The sequence below is a fragment of the Streptococcus pseudopneumoniae ATCC BAA-960 = CCUG 49455 genome, assembly GCF_002087075.1.
GTDB lineage: Bacteria > Bacillota > Bacilli > Lactobacillales > Streptococcaceae > Streptococcus > Streptococcus pseudopneumoniae.
On sequence record NZ_MWSM01000063.1, the window covers coordinates 24512 to 44410 of the forward strand.

Consider the following 19899-nt stretch of genomic DNA (forward strand, 5'->3'; position numbering starts at 1 on the left):
CCCACAAGGTACTGAGTCTAATCATCCATCTAAAGCAACTGCTGAGACCAAAGATTCTGAACCAGCAACCCCAGCCATGGAATCAGGACGCGAAGAAGATCAATCTCCAGAGGTCAACCCAAGTCAAGGAAACGAACCAGCTCCAGCTGTTCAGCCTGAACCCTCAGCTCCCCAAGAGCAACCAACTGTCCCAAGTCCAGTAATGAAAGAAAAAGTACTGGACTATAAAACAATCTATACAGCATCGCCAGCTTTAAATTACAAAGAGCAACGAGTAGAAGTAGCAGGCGAAAATGGTAAGGAAGTGACAACTACTTCTTACAGTTTTGATGAAAGTACTAGGAAAATAGTAGAAAACACTTCAACAAAGATAGAAAAACATCCAGTAGATAGAGTTGTTAAGGTTGGAAATGTAGAAGAAACAACCTCAACAACCAAAAGAGGTGAACAGTTTGTTGCGGATGAGTCACTTGATAAAGGTGTCAAAGAAGTCAGAAATCAAGGTCAGGACGAAGAAACGACAACAATAAAAGTTTACAAAGTAAATGAACAAACAGGAGACTTGACTGAGCCAGATGTAACGACAAAAGTCGCTAAGCCAATGCAAGCGAAAATAACGGCAGTAGGAACTAAGTCTAAGGTTGAAATAAAGGATACTCCGTTTGAAACACGATATGTAGCAGATGAGACGCTAAGTTATAAGGAAAAAGTAGAAACACCAGGTGAAAAAGGGCGTACAGTATCAACTACAACATACACAGTAAATCAAGAAACAGGAGCTATCTCAGAAGAAACTACAACAGAAAACACTCCAGCTAAAGACAAAATAGTAAAAGTTGGAAATGTAGAAAAGATCGTGTCACCTATAGAAATCACCGAGTTGAGAAAAGATAACCCTGAACTTCCAAAAGGAAAAGAAGAGGTTGAAGATGCAGGTGAGCAAGGGGAAACAACCGTCACTAAAACTTATGAAGTTAATCCGGAGACAGGAGAGTTAACAAATCCAATTGAGAAAACTGAAATAACTAAAGCTATGCGACAAAAAGTAATCTTGGTTGGTACTAAAGAAGACACTCAAATTCCTCAGACCAAAGTAGAGACCAAAGCTGTTCCTTATGAAACCATTTATGAAAAGAATGAAGCGCTAGACCACGGCGTTACAAGAGTAAAAATTTCGGGTGTTGAGGGACAAGAACAAGTTACTACTACCTATACCAAAGATCAAGCAAGTGGCAATATTTCTGAGAGTAAAACTGTCAAAATAGTAGCCAACAAAGTTGATCAAGTTGTAGAAGTTGGAACTAAACCGAGTGTTGAAACCACTGTCCTATCTCATAAAATGATCTACCAGGTGAATCCTGCTTTGGAGTTCAGAAAAGAGGAAGTAGCGGTTGCAGGGCGTGATGGTTCGGTGGAAACTAGGACGACTTATCAACTAGACCAGGCAACAGGTCAGGTGACGGTATCTGACACCACTAGACAAGTAAATCCAGCAGTCGATAAAGTGATTCAAGTTGGTAATGTGGAAAAAGTAATACAACCGATTGCTGTTACTGAGGAACGAAGAGAGGATTCTTCTCTTGCTAAAAAGATGGAAAAGGTAGCCTCTGAAGGAGAAGTTGGTGAGAATACACTGACCAGAACCTACGCTATCAATGAACAAACTGGTGAATTGGTTAATCCTCGAGAAGTGAGTCAAATAACAAAACCAATGAAACCGAGAGTTGTTTTAGTTGGTAGTCAGGAGGATAAACCACACATCCTTCCAACAAATAGTGAGAGAGAAGATGCTGTGGATGTGTCTGCTCTGACCACAAGCGCGAGGTCAGTAGACTTCTTACATGACAGTAAACTAAAAGCACAGTTAGAGCCTACCTATGATCCTCGAGATATTACCCTGCGTAAAATCTTTCTCAGAAAAACACAACCAAATATTACTGACCAAGAGGTCAAAGATATGTTGCGCATAGAGTATCTTCAAAAACTGTCAATCCAAGAAAGCTTTGATCAGACGAAGAGGCAAGCTGAGTCAAGTTTCAAAAAGATTGCCTCGCATACATTAGGAATTATAGGAGATACCCCTAAAAATCGCAGCAAGGTCAAACAAGAGCTGGAGCAATACAAAGAGCAGATTTTGTTGGGACTGTCTTATATCAATCGTTTTTATAATATTCAATTTGGGGACACGAATATTCGTGATATTCTGGCCTTTAATCCAAGTTCATTTGGCAATAAGACAATGACAGCCTTGGCTAGTTTGAAAAAATTAGGATCCATGTCTTATGAAGAGATGAAATTGACCAATAGTCCTCAAACATTTACAAAATATTTATCGACTATCACCGGTAAGGCTAGCTTGAAGGAATTTTTAGACAGCAATCGCCAACTCTTTATGTCAGATGATGCGGATACCTGGCTTAAAAAATCTAGCCAAGCTATGATTGTTGAAAAACCATCTAAGGAAAATCCTTCAGCGCATGTCGGGCTGTATAGCAAGTTGACAGCTGGGGAAAAGGATCCTCGTAAACAAGAGGCTAATATGGCTGCTATTTTGGGACTTTTGAATGTGAAAGAACCAAATGTTTATGTGATTAGTAATATGGCGACGATTACTTACGGTAATATTGGTTCCTATATAGATACTTCTCTCGCCCAGTCTAATCCAACTAAGTACCAGGCTGAGCTTGCTAGAGTCAAGTCTTTAATTGAAAAGGCGGCTGTACAACAAGCCAACTATGTTGATACTCTTTATCGTATAACAAAACCAGAAAATCGTGATAAGTTGCTGACAAATCGCTTGATTATTGATACGATGAAGAAATATACAAGTAATCCGAATGCCCAGATTGATAGCACTTGGTCACCAGCTACTGGTAGTGGAGCTGATAAGGGGGTCGACCAGTTTATGACTCCTATGAATTACTATTCTCCAGTAAGTAAGGTGGGAGCTGAGGCTAATGGATTAGGTGTCCGTTACTTTATAGATAGAGTTCTGGATGATAGAGGTTCAGCGACTTATTCTCATGAAATGACGCACTTACTAGATAGAACGGTCTTGTTTAATAATCACGGTCGTCGAGATGGTACAGCCGCAGAGTTTTATGCGCGTGGTATTTTTGAAAACTCCTATAATCCAGAAAAGGATACTTATTTCAATCTCAACTTTGTATATGATGAGAGTGATAAGGATGGATTTTACAATAAGACACCTGATCGATTTAAAACGGCAGAAGATTTGCAATCTTACATGAAGGGAAGTTTTGATGTCCTTTATACTCTAGATTATCTAGAAGCTGAGGCAACGAAAAATCTAACTGATGAAGAAAAAACTAAATATTTCAAGAAAATAGTTCCTATTAGTTCACCATTTAGAAGATGGATAGATTACCGTAATACAGCAGTTAAACCGACTCATAAGAGTGAGGAGATTCAAGCTCTGACCTTAGAAGATGCCAAAAACTTGACAGATATTGATAGTTTAATTGACAATCATATCCTGGTCAATCGTTATATCATTGCTGGCTTTAAGGATAAAGGTAAAATTGCACCAAATGGTTACTATACCGTTGATATGTTTGATACCATTTATGGTGTTAGTCAAAATGACTCTGGTATGAGTGGGGACATCACCTTTAGAAAACAAGCCTTTGAATTGATGGCTGCTTTGGGCTACTATGAAGGATTTGTTCCTTATGTATCAAATCAGTTTAAAGAAGAAGCTGAAGCAGAGGGAGTACCGTTATCAGATAAATATATTTTTGATAAAATTCTAGGAAAAACATATGCTGAGTTCAAAAAAGAGCAAATAAATGAGCGTGTTGAGAAATTAGGTAAGTTAACACCAATTACTATAAATTACAACGGAAAAGAAGAAGTGATTGATAGTAAAGAAAAATTACAAGAGCTTATGAATAAAGCTGTTAAAGAGGAACTTGCTCAAATAAAAGCAGGAAACACAACAGCTCAGAAATTTATGTTTATCGAAACACCCGTTCAAAAACTGAAAAAAGCGATTTATAAAGCTTATCTCAAAGATTCAGATGACTTTAGACAGTCGATTTATAATAGCTAAGACAAAAGGAACATCTCTCTGGAATGAACATTCAGAGAGGTGTTTTTTGCGCTCTTGTAAGGTTTGACCTTGTTTCTTGAAAATGACAGTTTATATGAACATGGAGTGATTTTCAGACTTTTCCACAAATTATAGAATCTTTTCTGAGGATTTAGGGAGTGATGGAGGAAGTCTTGAAAGCGCTTTTGTTTTGTGCTATAGTCAAGTCAATAGACTTGTTTAACGAGGAATGCTTGTATGAGAAGAGAAGAAGTTTTACGAAATCACTGGTTTTTTAGTCAAGAGGTGGGGAAAGAAGAGGCCTTGGCGCCGGATTTTCAGAGGGAAAATTGGCAGGCCATTCAAGTACCACATGACTGGAGTATTTACAATGATTTTGATCAGTATTCGCCAGCGCAAAATGAGGGTGGTCAGTTAAACGGGGGTCAAGCTTGGTACCGGACACAGTTTTACTTGGAAGAAGATGCCAGTCTTGTTTCGGTGCGTTTGCTCTTTGACGGGGTTTACATGAATGCCCAAGTCTATATTAACGGACAAGTGTTGGGCTATTATCCCAATGGCTACACACCCTTTTCTTATGATATCACCCCTTATCTAAGAAATGATGGGACGGCCAACCAGCTTGCGGTTTTTGTGGAAAATAAGCAACCTAGCAGTCGTTGGTACTCTGGTAGCGGTATTTATCGAGAAGTAAAATTATTGATGACAGATTCGGTGCATCTGGATTTGTATGGGATTACGATAGCAAGTCCTAAGCTAAAGGAACAAAGAGCTGGGTGGGTGGAAACCCAGCTTGAAAGCAAGGTTTCAAATAATGGGCCTCAGTCCGTGTCGGTATATTTGGAGCAGAGTATCTGGTATGATGGACAACAGGTTTCAGACTGGCAGGCGACAGACTCTCTAGTGATTGAGTCTGGAGGCAAACATCATTTCCAACAAGCCATATCAATTTTTCAACCCTTGCTTTGGGATATTGATCATCCTCACCTTTACCAATTGAAGACTCGCCTCTACAAAAATGGCATTTTGGTTGATGAAGAAGAGGAGACTTTTGGTTACCGCTATATGGATTGGCAAGCGGATAAGGGTTTCTTTCTAAATGGTCGCTGGTTGAAGATTCATGGGGTTTGTTTGCACCATGACTACGGAGCATTGGGAGCTGTGGAAAACAAGTCAGCTGCTGAGAGACGCTTGCGCCAGATGAAGGAAATGGGGGTCAATGCTATCCGAATTACCCATAATCCAGCTAGTAGTATTTTGCTGGATCTGTCTGCCAAAATGGGCTTACTTATCCAAGAAGAAGCCTTTGATACCTGGTATGGAGGCAAGAAAGAATATGACTATGGTCGCTTTTTTGAGGAAGAAGCGACTCATCCAGAAGCGAAAGCAGGCGATTTCTGGTCAGATTACGATTTGCGCACCATGATTGAGCGTGGCAAGAACAATCCAGCGATTTTTATGTGGTCCTTGGGAAATGAAGTCAGCGAAGCAAATGGAGATGCTCATTCATTGAAGACTATCAAACGCTTGCTGGGAAGGGTTAAGGAAGTGGATGATAGCCGTTTTGTGACCATGGGAATGGACGAGTTTCGCTTTGGAGATGGGTCTGGAGGCCATGAAAAGATAGCCGATTTGCTGGATGTGGTAGGCTTGAATTACTCGGAAGACAATATTGATGGGATTCGCAAAAGACATCCTAAGTGGCGACTTTATGGATCTGAAACCTCATCGGCTACAAGGACGCGTGACAGCTATTTTCGCCCAGATAAGGAATGGGTTGGGGATAATCGCCGCGTGCGGAATTTTGAACAGTCAGACTATGGCAATGATCGAGTTCCTTGGGGGAAGACAGCGACGGCTTCTTGGATAGCAGATAGAAATCGGCTAGACTATGCGGGTCAGTTTATCTGGACAGGAGTGGATTATATTGGTGAGCCCACTCCTTGGCACAATCAAAATGACATGCCTGTAAAGAGTTCCTATTTTGGGCTTGTGGATACGGCAGGGATTCCTAAAAATGACTATTATTTCTATCAAAGTCAGTGGTTGGACCTAGATCAGTATCCCATGGTTCATATCCTACCCCATTGGAATTGGGAAATCCACAAGAGTTATCAACAAGTTGTGGATAAGTATGGGGATATCCCTGTTCGAGTGTATTCAAATGCCCGTTCTGTAGAGCTATTTCTCAATGGAAAATCCCAAGGTAGGAAGACCTTTCAGGAAAAATGGACTTCAGACGGTCGAAGATACCAGGAGGGACAAGGTTCTGACCAGCTCTATCTAGAATGGCGATTGGCTTATCAACCGGGAGAATTGCGTGCTGTGGCCTATGACCGTCAAGGTCAGCTTGTGGCAGAAGATAGGGTGGTGACTGCAGGTAAGCCAGCCAAAATCGGGCTACATGCTGAGAAGACAAAACTGGAGCCAGATGGGCAAGACCTCCTCTATCTCTATTTTGATGTATTGGACAAGGATGGAAATTGGGTGCCGACTGCTTCCAATCAGCTTCATTTTGAAATTGAAGGCCCTGCTCTTATTGTAGGTGTGGATAATGGTAGGCAGGCCAGTCGTGAACGTTACCAAGCCCAGAAAAATGGTCGGTTTAAGCGGAAAGCCTTTCATGGCAGAGGTGTCCTCTTAGTTCAGAGCTTGGAGCGGGTAGGTCAAGTGAGAGTAAAGGCCAGTGCCAGAGGGCTAGAGCCGGCAAGTTTCGATCTCTTAGTGGGAGAGGATTTGGCTTGCCAGTCAGTGAAAAATCAGCGCTTATTTGAGATTCGAGTGGACAAGCAGGCAGGATTACAAGAAGGGGATTCCCCAGCTATTGGACTTTATCCACAAACTGTGGATAACCTTGTGAACAAGGTGGGGAATAGTGAAGTGATTTGGGAGACGAGTGGTAGTGCCCACGCCATTATCAAGCAGGGAGTGCTTCATTGCTTGTCTGCAGGCGACTTGGTTATCAGTGCTATTTATCAAGGAAAGACCTATCAAACTCATTTGCAGGTGGCAGAAAATACCTCACTAGGGCAGGCAGTTTTTGTACGACCACTTCGCTTGTATACAGCTAAGGGGACTTATCCACATCTTCCATCTTCAGTTTTGGTGGACTATGAGTCTGGCGGTGCAAAACGAGTCAAGGTTGTTTGGGAGGCAATCTCCGAAGAAGATATGGCAAGCTTTCATGAGTTTATGGTATCTGGTCAGCTGGAAGGGCTGGATTTAAAGGCTTCTGCTCAGATTTGTGTCCAAGGGATTTGCGCTATTGAGACTGAAAGGATTTGGACGCTTGTCAAGGAAGCCCCACACCTACCAGACCGAGTTAAGCTAGTCTTATCAGATGGCAGACGAGATACGGCCAAGGTGACTTGGGATGAACTCGATCCTCAAGTCTATGCTCAGGTAGGAGAATGTATTCTTACAGGACAAGTAGCGGGCTGTGAGTTGCCAGCAACAGTCACCATTCATGTGACAGATGCCAGTGTAGATGGGGAAGTCATTTCCAATCAGTGGACAGGATCCAACCTGCCTCTGGTATTTGCTTCCCACTCAGAGCCTAATCACCCAGTCTCTTACCTCAATGACAAGGTCATTTCTCGGAAGAAATCGACAGCCAATACTTGGATTGCCAAGTCAGAGCAAGCCAATGTCGGCATTCTTTTTGGAGATGCAGGGATTTTAAAACCGCGATTTGTGGATAATGTGACCTTGTATTATGTCGAAAATCAAGACTACGTGGCGGTGGATCCTACCCATATCGATTATTATGTAGGGAATGAGCCTAGCTTGCCTCGGACTCCAAATCATTTGGACAAGGATTCTCTGCTCAAACAAGAGGAGAATTGGCGCCCTGTATCAGCTATCCGAAAAGTGTCAAGTGACAAGGATGAGGAGCTTCGTTTTGAATTTGACAAGGTGGAAACCTATGCCCTTCGTCTTCGATTTGAAAACTTGGCAAGCCCCCTAGCCTTAACAGAATTGCAAGTGTATGCCAAAAAAGTAAAGAAAAATGTAGATAGGAAGTAGTATGGTAAGAGCAATAAAACCGCATGGCCCCTTGCCTAGTCAGGCCCAGTTAGCGTATTTAGAGGATGAACTAGCAGCCTTTATCCATTTTGGGCCTAATACCTTTTATGACCAGGAATGGGGGACAGGTCAGGAGGATCCTGAACACTTTAACCCGACACAGTTAGACGCGCGTGAGTGGGTTTGTGTACTCAAGGAAACGGGCTTCAAGAAGTTGATTTTGGTGGTCAAGCACCACGATGGCTTTGTCCTCTATCCGACAGCTCACACAGATTATTCGGTTAAGGTCAGTCCTTGGAGGAGAGGAAAGGGAGACTTGCTTCTTGAAGTATCCCAAGCTGCCACAGAGTTTGATATGGATATGGGGGTCTACCTATCACCGTGGGATGCCCATAGTCCCCTCTATCATGTGGACCGAGAAGCGGACTATAATGCCTATTATCTGGCACAGCTGAAGGAGATTTTATCAAATCCTGCCTATGGAAATGGAGGGAAATTTGCTGAGGTCTGGATGGATGGAGCCAGAGGAGAGGGCGCGCAAAAGGTCAGTTATGAATTTGAAAAATGGTTTGAAACCATTCGTGACCTGCAGGGCGACTGCTTGATTTTTTCAACAGAAGGCACCAGTATCCGCTGGATTGGCAATGAAAGAGGGTATGCAGGTGATCCCCTATGGCAAAAGGTGAATCCTGATAAGCTAGGAACAGAAGCAGAGCTGAACTATCTTCAGCACGGGGATCCCTCGGGCACGATTTTTTCAATCGGAGAGGCAGATGTTTCCATCCGTCCGGGCTGGTTTTACCATGAGGATCAGGATCCTAAGTCTCTCGAGGAGTTGGTCGAAATCTATTTTCACTCAGTAGGGCGAGGAACTCCACTCTTGCTTAATATTCCGCCGAATCAAGCTGGGCTCTTTGATGCAAAGGATATTGAACGCCTCTATGAATTTGCGGCCTATCGCAATGAGCTCTATAAAGAAGATTTGGCTTTGGGAGCTGGGGTATCTGGTCCAGCTCTTTCCGCAGACTTTGCTTGTCACCATCTGACAGATGGTCTTGAGACCAGCTCTTGGGCAAGCGACGTAGGCTTGCCAATCCAGTTAGAACTAGACCTAGGATCTCCTAAAACTTTTGATGTAATTGAGTTAAGAGAAGATTTGAAGCTAGGGCAACGAATCGCTGCTTTTCATGTGCAAGTAGAGGTGGATGGTGTCTGGCAGGAATTTGGCAGGGGCTTCACAGTTGGTCATAAGCGCCTCTTGCGAGGGCCGATAGTAGAGGCACAGAAGGTGCGCGTGATGATTACAGAGACACAGGATTTACCTGTACTGACCAAGATTTCCCTCTATAAAACTCCTAGCTTATCAAAAAAAGAAGTTGTTCAGGGATTAGCATTTGCAGAAAAAAGCCTAGCTGTGGCAAAGGGAGAGACTCTTCATTTTAGGATTGAACGTAGCGAAAGTAGTACTCCTTTGGAAGCTAAGATTTCGATTCAACCGGGGACAGGTGTCCATGGTGTCGTCTATCAGGACGAGATTCAAGTCCTTCAATTCCAAGCTGGGGAAAGCAAAAAAGATTTGACCATACCAACCCTGTATTTTGCTGCCGATAAGACCTTGGATTTCTATCTGAATCTGACTGTTGATGGACAGCTGATTGATCAAGCTCATATTTTAGTTGAAACGAGATAAAATATCTTAACAACTCATTTCTTTTCCGAATAAATAGATAGTAGCAGTGAATCTAGTAAACCTAGATTTAAAAATGTGCTATAATGAAAGGAGAAGAAATATGACATTACGTCATCCGGGCATTAGCCCAACTAATGACTTGGTTGCTAAGAAAATTTTCAGCAACCCAGAAATCACTTGTCAGTTTATTCGCGATATGCTGGACTTGCCAGCCAAAAATGTGACCATTTTGGAGGGAAGCAACATTCACGTCTTGCCTTCCCTGCCGTACTCGGCACAGGATTTCTATACCAGTATAGATGTTTTAGCTGAACTAGATAATGGCACTCAAGTAATCATTGAGATTCAAGTCCATCATCAGAATTTTTTCATCAATCGCCTGTGGGCTTATTTGTGTAGTCAGGTCAATCAAAACCTAGAAAAAATTCGCCAACGTGAAGGTGACACCCACCAGAGTTACAAACACATTGCACCAGTATACGCTATCGCAATTGTGGACAGCAATTACTTTTCAGATGACCTAGCTTTTCATAGTTTTAGTATGCGCGAGGATACGACAGGTGAGGTTTTAACCATCACCAATAATGGACAAGAAAATCATCTGGTTAAGATGGCGTTCTTGGAACTAAAAAAATACAGAGAAACCAGCAAAGACGAGGTTCGCAAGCCGTGGTTGGAGTTTTTTGGTAATAAGCCCTTTACTCAGGAACCCGAGCGAGCCATCAGCCAAGCAGATCAACTGCTGGACTACAAGAGCTGGTCCGAGGAGGACAGGGAGATGTTTAGTGAACAACGCAGACGCGAAGAACAAGCCTTGCTAGCGCAGGACTATGCCTTGGAACAAGCTGAAGAAAAAGGGTTGGAGAGAGGTCGTGCAGAAGGTCTTGAACGTGGTCGAGCTGAGGGGATTGAACAAGGCATCGAAAAAGGTTTAGAGCGTGGACTTGAACGTGGAAAACTTTTTGCCTTTCTGGATATGGTTCGGCAAGGACTTCTGACTTCCGAGGTTGCCAGCCATCAGCTGGGTATGAGCGTCGCTGAGTTTGAGTCGCTATTGAAAAAACATTACAAATAAGACCTAAAAAAATACAGAGAAACCAGCAAAGACGAGGTTCGCAAAGCATGGTTGGAGTTTTTTGGGAATAAACCTTTTACCCAGGAACCCGAGCGAGCCATCAGTCAAGCAGACCAACTGCTAGACTATAAGAGCTGGTCCGAGGAGGACAGGGAGATGTTTAGTGAACAACGCAGACGCGAAGAACAAGCCTTGTTAGCGCAGGACTATGCCTTGGAACAAGCTGAAGAAAAAGGGTTGGAACGCGGTCGTGCAGAGGGGATTGAACAGGGTTTAGAGCGTGGTCACATGATTACAGCCTATGAGAATGTGGCTCTCTGGCATGAACACGACATTTCCCACTCATCAGCTGAGCGTATCATCACACCTGATACGACCATCTTGATTGACTACATGCTCAACCGTTTTGGAAATATCGTCAAGAACTTGACGGTCTTACCAGAAAACATGATCCGCAACATGAACGCGACTTTTGGTCTGATCTTTAGCCAACGTGCCATGTTGACCTTGATTGGTAAAAGGCATGACCCGTGAGCAAGCCTATGACTTGGTACAACCAAAAACAGCCTACTCTTGGGACAAGCAAGTAGACTTCAAACTACTTCTGGAAGCAGATCCAGAGATGACATCACGTTTGACACAAGAGGAAATCGATGAGATTTTCAACCATCTTTACTATACCAAACGAGTGGAGCCTATCTTTGAACGTCTAGGATTAGAATCATTAGAAAAAATCGAATTTCTATGACTCCATTTATAGGAGTGAGAGAACTTCGATTTTTATGTTATCTCAAAGCCCATTGCTAAAAAATATAATAGATTGAAACTAGAATAGTACACCTCTGCTTCTAAAACATGGTTAGAAATCGATTTGATTGTCCTGATTGATTTGTCCTATTTCTATTTCATTTTACTATAGAACCGTCCCATAAGGAGGGAGATTGGAAAATCTCCAGACTAGAGAAGTCAGCGACTTTCTTTGAATCTTGTTCCTTAAAGCTAGTCGTCTTTTTCAAGTGACCTGAATCTGCTTTAAAGCTGCCCTACTGAAGGGAGAGCACAATCAAACTGTGCCGCAATTTCCCTGAAAGCAGCCTCGATATGAGCCTCTACAAAAGCTTTCGACTCCTCTAAAGGAAGCTTTCGATTTTTGATGACTGGCTCTTTCCGCTCTCAGTGTCCTTGTTCACCTCATTTCTTTTCTTAGCTGAAGAGAGTTCTGAGACCAAGATCAAAAACTTTGGCTGCCTCGGCAGGCCTGTGTTCTTTTTTGATGCCATCCAATGCTCCTTGTTTAAAATCAGTAGGCCAGGCCAGGGCTTTCTGATAACCTGCTTGTTTAAAACTGAGCAGCTATAGTAAGTGGTCAAGGCTAGTCAAGTAGTCAGGAGAGGCAAGGAGCCGCTATCTTCTGTTCTATGGCAAGCAATCAGAATAGCTAGTGGTATCACTGGCTGTTTCTCTTTTTTAGGCTCCTTGCATGTTGTCATCTTCAAATGATGCCAATGAAAAAGGCGCACCCCCTTACATTTTTTCTACTTATTTTGTCGAGGCTAGTGAAAAAGATAGAGTTATTTTGAAAAAATAATATTTATAGAAATTAAGGGCTGATTGAATCCTAAAGAATCAGAGCATAAGATGTCATAAGAATCGGTAAATCCTTAACAAATTCATAAAATAATGAAAAATACGGATAAAAAACCGAATAAAATTCACGAAAATCGAAAAAATGTTTTTTTTTTAGCAAAATATTAGCAAACAAAAAAGTTGCATATATCTTGGTAATTATGTATCATAGTAAAGTAAATCTATGCATAGAGGAAATCTCCTTCTATAAGGAAGGAGGAGCCTCTCTTATGTAGAAAAATATAATCCTAAAGGAGATTTAAGTAATGGACAAGAAAGTATCCATGAGTCGTTCTGAGCGCCTGCGTCGTGAGAAGGTCACGCGTTATTCTATTCGTAAATATAGTTTTGGTGCGGCCAGTGTGGCAGTAGCGGCTCTATTTATGTTTTTGGGGAACGGAGCAGTGTCAGCTGCTGAGAATGGCACAGACTCACAAGGCGGAGCCGCTGTGGCAGCTAGCCCTAACGGAGGGGGGGAGACTGACCCAGGAGATGGAGCACCGTCTACTGGTGCAGAAAATGGAGTAGCAACAGCTGGGAGTGAGGCCCCTGCAGCTACCACTGATCAGCCTCCAGTGGTAGAGATTCCATATTCTAATACTACTGAAAGAGAAATCTATGTCTATGGTGCAGAAGAAACCTCATTTAAAATCAAAATTAAAGATGATGCAGGTAAGATTAAGGGAGCTACATTACTACAAGGTGGGAATAAAGCTTTTAATTCTGTAGCAGGTGAAACTGATAAAATCAATACTCAGTATGGATATACAGCCAATGAGTTTAAAACTGAAACACCAGCATCGGATGCGATGCCAGCAGTTATTACCTATTCAGGTACGCCTAAGGCAGAAGGGGGTTTTAATCAAACTAAATTAGATAATGCGACAAAAGGGGAAACTCCATCGGGATTTCCTCTAGGTTGGCGTTACGTGCGAGTACGTGATACTAACAGTATGGACTTTACGGGCTCTAACACTAGAAAGGATAATGACCATGCCTTTAATGTTGTGCTGAAACCTCAAAATCAAAAATATGATATGACAACACCAGCAACAGAAGCTGAAAAAATGGCAGTGGGGGATGCCAACAATGTAAGTGAGCGAGAGTTTGAAGCCATAAAGAACTCACTGAAACTAGAGTACTCTAGACAAAATAACGACCTGAACCTAACGTCGAAAGGTGGTCAAAACGTAGAAAATAGAGACTCTAAGATTAAAACTATTGAAAAAGAAGCTAATAATATTGTAGTAACCTATAAAGACGGATCTGTAGATAAAAAACCATTAACAGAGTTTGCGCGTACAAATGTTGCTCCGACAGTTGAGCTTCCATACTCAAATGAAGCTAATAAACAAATCTATGTTTATACAGGTGAAAACACTGATCTAACTTTCAAAGGTACAGATGAAAATGAAGTTAAAAATCTTTACCTACGTGGACCTGGAGATATTACATCGAATAACGCGAATAATTATGGATTTACAACAGGTAAAGTTGAAAATGGTGCGGTAACTGGCGAAGGATCAATCTCTGACGATAAGAGAACAGCTACTATCAAGATGACTGGCGTTACTAGACTTAGAGCTGGTCAACAGTGGACAAGTTTTATTGTTTCTAAAGATAATGACGATAAACTTTCAAACACTGATTACAGAGCGCTAGATAAAGATCGTAATGCGAGACAAAAACCAGGATATGTTCAATTTATAGTTAAAAATCAAACATCTAAATATGATATAGCAGCTCCAACTGAAAAAGTTGCTGTAGCAGACCCAGCTAACGTAACAGAAGATGACTTAGCTAAAATCAAAGAAAAACTACAACTTGAATACAATAAGGATAATGATGATGCGAATATCTCAAAAGATTCTCCAGTTACAGATAAAGATTCTAAAATCAAGTCATTAACAAAAGATGCTAATGGAAATCTTGTTGTAACCTATACAGATGGATCTACAGATAAAAGACCATTATCAGAATTTGTAACTCTTGATAAACAACCTGCGATTGATGCAGTGAACAAGGCTGCAGAAGATAAGATCGCAGAAATTAATGCTAGTACAGATCCTAATGCTACTGATGATGAAAAACAAGCAGCTATCGCTAAGGTAAATGCAGATAAAGAGAAAGCATTAGCAGCCATTAATGATCCTAACCTAACAACAAAAGCTGCCTTGGATCAAGCTCAAACTGCAGGGACAACCGCCATTGCAGCAGACAATCCAGTAGTAGCTAAAAAAGCTGAAGCCAAAGCGGCAATTGAAGCAGCACGTAAGGCCAAAGAAGATGCTATTAATGCAGACATAAATCTATCAGAAGCTGAAAAAACAGCCGCTATTGCTAAAGCCAATGAAGCAGCCCGGGCAGCAACTGGGAAAATCGATGCAGCGACGACAGATGCAGCTGTAAATGAAGCGCAAACAGAAGCCACTACAGCCATTTCTAAAGTAAACCCAATCGCTAAAGAGAATGCTAAGGCAGCAATTGCCAATGCCTTAACAGCTAAAAATGATGAGATTGATAAGCGCACAGACCTAAGTCAAGCAGAAAAAGACGCAGCTAAAGCAGAAGCCCAAAAATTAGCTGATGCAGAATTAGCTAAAATCAACGCTCAACCTGATAATGAAGATACAGAAGATGCAGCTCGAGCAACCCAAAAACTTGTGGACGCTGCAGAAGATAAAGGTGTAGCGGATGTTACCTCTGTAACTCCAGTAGCCAAAGCAGCTGCTAAACAAGCAGTGGCAGATGAATTAGCTGCTAAGAATAAGGAAATCGATGATCGCCAAGATCTAACAGCTGAAGAAAAAGCGAAAGCTAAGGCAGAAGCTCAAGCAGCTGCTGACGAAGCGAACAAGGCTATCGATGCTCAACCAGATGTAGCCGCAACACCAGAAGAAGCCAAAGCAGCTCAAGATAAAGTAGAAGCCGCTAAGACACAAGGTGTAGCAGCGATTAAAGCTGTGAATCCAGAAACAACCGCTAAAGCAGCCGCTGACAAAGCCATTGATGACGCTCTTGCTGCTAAGAACAAGGCCATTGATGAGCGTACAGACTTGACAGATGCAGAGAAGAAAGCTGCTAAAGACAAGGCTAAGGAAGAAGCAGACAAGGCTAAGGCAGCAGTAGCAGCCGCAACAAGTGATGCAGAAGTAGCCAAAGCCAAAGAAGCCGGTGAGTCTGCAGTTGGTGCTGTGAATCCAGTAGCCAAAGCAGCTGCTAAACAAGCAGTGGCAGATGAATTAGCTGCTAAGAATAAGGAAATCGATGATCGCCAAGATCTAACAGCTGAAGAAAAAGCGAAAGCTAAGGCAGAAGCTCAAGCAGCTGCTGACGAAGCGAACAAGGCTATCGATGCTCAACCAGATGTAGCCGCAACACCAGAAGAAGCCAAAGCAGCTCAAGATAAAGTAGAAGCCGCTAAGACACAAGGTGTAGCAGCGATTAAAGCTGTGAATCCAGAAACAACCGCTAAAGCAGCAGCTGACAAAGCCATTGATGACGCTCTTGCTGCTAAGAACAAGGCCATTGATGAGCGTACAGACTTGACAGATGCAGAGAAGAAAGCTGCTAAAGACAAGGCTAAGGCAGAAGCAGACAAGGCTAAGGCAGCAGTAGCAGCCGCAACAAGTGATGCAGAAGTAGCCAAAGCCAAAGAAGCCGGTGAGTCTGCAGTTGGTGCTGTGAATCCAGTAGCCAAAGCAGCTGCTAAACAAGCAGTGGCAGATGAATTAGCTAAGAAAGAAGCAGAAATCGATGCCCGCCAAGATCTAACAGCTGAAGAAAAAGCGAAAGCTAAGGCAGAAGCTCAAGCAGCCGCTGACAAAGCGAACAAGGCCATCGATGCTCAACCAGATGTAGCCGCAACACCAGAAGAAGCCAAAGCAGCTCAAGATAAAGTAGAAGCCGCTAAGGAAAAAGGTGTAGAAGCGATTAAAGCTGTGAATCCAGAAACAACTGCTAAAGCAGCCGCTGACAAAGCCATTGATGACGCTCTTGCTGCTAAGAACAAGGCCATTGATGAGCGTACAGACTTGACAGATGCAGAGAAGAAAGCTGCTAAAGACAAGGCTAAGGCAGAAGCAGACAAGGCTAAGGCAGCAGTAGCAGCCGCAACAAGTGATGCAGAAGTAGCCAAAGCCAAAGAAGCCGGTGAGTCTGCAGTTGGTGCTGTGACTCCAGTAGCCAAAGATGCTGCTAAACAAGCAGTGGCAGATGAACTAGCTGCTAAGAATAAGGAAATCGATGATCGCCAAGATCTAACAGCTGAAGAAAAAGCGAAAGTTAAAGCAGAAGCTCAAGCTCGAGCAGCCGAAGCGAACCAGGCCATTGATGCTCAACCAGATGTAACCACAACACCAGAGGAATCAAGGAAGGTTCAAGGAGCAGTAGATAGTGCTAAGGAACACGGTGTAGCAGCGATTAAAGCTGTGAATCCAGAAACAACAACTAAAGCTGCAGCCAAGAAAGCTATTGATGATAAGCTAGCTGAACAACTAAAAGCCATTGAAAACACACCAGATGCTACGGATGAAGAAAAAGCTGAAGCTGCTGAAAAAGCGACAGCCTTAGCCAAAGAAGCTAAGCAAGCAATTGATATTGCTACAACAGATTCAGAGGTTAAGAAACTTCAAGATGATGCAAATGCTGAAATAGGGAAAGTTTTACCTGTTGTAGAAGATAAACCAAATGCTCGTAAAGCCATTGATGAGCAAACAAAAGCGAAGAAAGAAGAGATTGACGCGCGTACTGACTTATCTCCTAAAGCGAAAGAGAATCTTAAAGATAAAGCAGATCAAATAGCAGCCGAAGCTAAGAAATTAGTAGATGCTGCGAATAAAGAAGCAGATGTTAATAAGATTCAAGACGCAGATAAATCGGCAATTAGAGCAGTTGGGGATATTAACAGACCAATTGATAAAGTGCTAGTTAATGATCCAGCCAACCTAAAAGCTGAGGAAAAAGCTAAAATCTTAGAAGAAGTGAAGAAAGTGAACCCAACAGCCAAAGAGGTTAAATATAACGACGCTGGAAATATTGAAGTTACTACAGCAAATGGTGATAAGGGAATCATTAATCCAACTGATCTGGTGAAAACGTTGGAGAATCTAGATAATGGTAAAGGTGGAAACGATATTAACAAACCACTTGATAAAGTTATCATCAAGGATAAATCGATGTTGACAGAGTCAGAAAAAGCTCAAATTATTGCTGCTGTTAAGTCTGTAAATCCAAATTCTATCGTGCTACTCGATGCAGACGGAACTGTTTCAGTGTCTACACCAGAAGGTCAGACTGCAACGATTCCATCAACTGAGTTAGTGAGAACTAAGGAAGATACAGCTAAATCTGACGCAGGAAATGGTGAAATTGTTAAACCAGCAGATAAAGTGGTTGGTGAACCGACTGATTCAGCTGCACAAGCCAAAGTAGAAGAAAAATTAAGAAAACTCAATCCTGAGGCTAAATCTGTTAAATTTGATGATAAAGGTAACGCTACTGTTACTTTAAATGATGGAACTGTGGCAACAATTCCATGGAAAGATTTATTCAAATCACCGGAAGATGCAACTAAACCAAACGCAGGCAACGACATCGTTAAGCCGGCGGATAAGACGGTTGTAGCGAACTCAGACAAGTTGACAGTTGCAGAGAAGAAAGCTATTGAAGAAAAGGTTAAAGCAGTTAACCCAGGAGCGACTGTAGTAGTGGACGATAAAGGAAATGCCACAGTCACAACACCAGAAGGTAAAACAGCCGTTATTCCAGCAACAGACTTGACGAAGTCAGCAGCAGATGCAGCTAAACCAAATGCAGGCAATGATGTCAATACACCAGCAGCTAAAACTGTAGCAGCGAACCTAGACAAGTTGACAGACGCAGAGAAGAAAGCTATTGAAGAGAAGGTTAAAGCAGTCAACCCAGGCTCAACTGTAGTAGTAGACGATAAGGGTAATGCTACAGTTACAACACCAGAAGGTAAGACAGCGGTCATTCCAGCCACTGATTTAGTGAAAACACAAGATGATATCACTAAAGAAAATGCAGGCAATGATGTCAATACACCAGCAGCTAAAACTGTAGTAGCAGATCCAGATGCCTTAACTCCAGAAGAGAAGAAAGCTATCGAAGAGAAGGTTAAAGCAGTCAACCCAGGTTCAACTGTAGTAGTAGACGATAAAGGTAATGCAACAGTAACTAAAGCTGATGGTACAGTTCTGAATATTCCAGCTTTAGACCTAGTAATCCCAGCTGGAAACCTAGCTGACGAAGCTAAGACTGCTAAAGTGAAAACACCAGCATTCCGTACATTAGTTGGAAACAAAGATAACTTAACGGAAGATGAAAAAGCGGCAGTTAAGAAAGCAATTGAAGCCGTCAATTCAGGAGCGACTGTAGTAGTAGACGATAAAGGTAACGCCACAGTAACACTAGATGGAAATACAGTATCGATTGCAAAAGACCAATTAGTGAAAACAGAAAGTGATGTAACAGCTAAGAATAGCGGAGATAACATCAACCTTGACTTTGAAAAAGAAACAGTAGCAGACTTTACTAACTTAACAGACTCAGAAAAAGAAGCTGCAAAAGCTAAGATTAAAGCAGCAAATGCTGATGTAGTAGATGTTCTCTTTGACAAGGCAGGAAATGCAACTGTTGTAACTAAAGATGGCAAAGTTTTAGCAATTACCGCTGAAGCTATCTTTAAACAAGCTCCTTCAGCTCAAAATAACGGAGCTACTAACACTGAAGCAAAAGTGGATAAAGCTAAGTTAGCAGATGCTATTCGTCAGTTAGATGGACTAATCATCCAAGAATCAACTAAGCTTGATGCAGAAACTGCAAAAGCAGCGAACGCATTATCAGCGGATGCTAAGAAAGTATTTGCTAATGCAGATGCAACTCAGGCAGATGTGGCTGCAACGGTTAAACGTATCGAAGACTTCCTGGCGAAAGTTTCTCCAGCAACTAATCATGCAAGTCCAGCTAATGACCAAGCTGCTCAAACACCAGCTGTAGTTCCAGCTCAAGCAGCAAATGCTAACCAAGCAGCAACAAACGTGCGTACAGTCGCTAAAGAGTTGCCAAATACAGGTACAGCAGATTCTACTGTAGCTATGGTAGCAGCTGCCGCAAGTGCCTTACTTGGTCTTGGTCTTGCAGGTCGTCGTCGTAAAGAAGACGAAGAAGCTTAATTGGTAGATGGTTTGATACTTATCGAATAATAAATCCAATTTTCAAAGCTTAACAAGTACCTCTCATAAGAAAATCTCCTAGCAGGAAAGCCTGCTAGGAGATTTTTGCATTTCAGGAAGTGGACGGCTGATTTGTAAGCGCGTCATAACAAGGGTAAGCGCGTCATAACAAGGTATCTATCATTCATGGAAGACCGTAAGCGCGTCATAACAA

The 19899-nt window shown here is 42.3% G+C and carries 5 protein-coding genes and 2 pseudogenes; 6 read left to right on the plus strand and 1 reads right to left on the minus strand.

The genetic code is table 11. The features are described 5' to 3' along the window. From B4W83_RS12885 to B4W83_RS13990, 5 genes and pseudogenes are all read left to right on the plus strand, one after another. Positions 1 to 4072: ZmpA/ZmpB/ZmpC family metallo-endopeptidase (locus B4W83_RS12885; RefSeq protein WP_083022295.1), on the plus strand; the 4072-nt coding region annotated here is incomplete at its 5' end. Positions 4073 to 4309: 237 nt separating this feature from the next. Beyond that, positions 4310 to 8098 (plus strand): glycoside hydrolase family 2 TIM barrel-domain containing protein, encoded by a 3789-nt coding sequence (locus B4W83_RS11490; RefSeq protein WP_001250575.1) that lies wholly within the window; start codon positions 4310 to 4312, stop codon positions 8096 to 8098. A 1-nt stretch (position 8099) separates the two neighbouring features. Next, the gene (locus B4W83_RS11495) at positions 8100 to 9788 is read left to right on the plus strand and encodes an alpha-L-fucosidase (RefSeq protein ID WP_000251022.1); all 1689 of its coding nucleotides are present in this window, start codon (positions 8100 to 8102) and stop codon (positions 9786 to 9788) included. 100 nt (positions 9789 to 9888) lie between these two features. Beyond that, positions 9889 to 10863, plus strand: coding sequence for an Rpn family recombination-promoting nuclease/putative transposase (locus B4W83_RS11500; protein WP_000175246.1), 975 nt, complete (start codon positions 9889 to 9891; stop codon positions 10861 to 10863). After that, positions 10864 to 11611: pseudogene (locus B4W83_RS13990) on the plus strand (hypothetical protein); the annotation flags it as partial. 382 nt (positions 11612 to 11993) lie between these two features. Here the strand turns inward: B4W83_RS13990 and B4W83_RS13750 are convergent. Continuing rightward, a complete protein-coding gene (locus B4W83_RS13750) occupies positions 11994 to 12143 on the minus strand; it encodes a hypothetical protein (RefSeq protein WP_007284958.1) in 150 nt (49 codons plus the stop codon). 612 nt (positions 12144 to 12755) lie between these two features. Here B4W83_RS13750 and B4W83_RS11515 point away from each other — a divergent pair. Further along, positions 12756 to 19664 (plus strand): annotated as a pseudogene (locus B4W83_RS11515) (DUF1542 domain-containing protein); the annotation flags it as partial. Positions 19665 to 19899 lie beyond the last annotated feature (235 nt).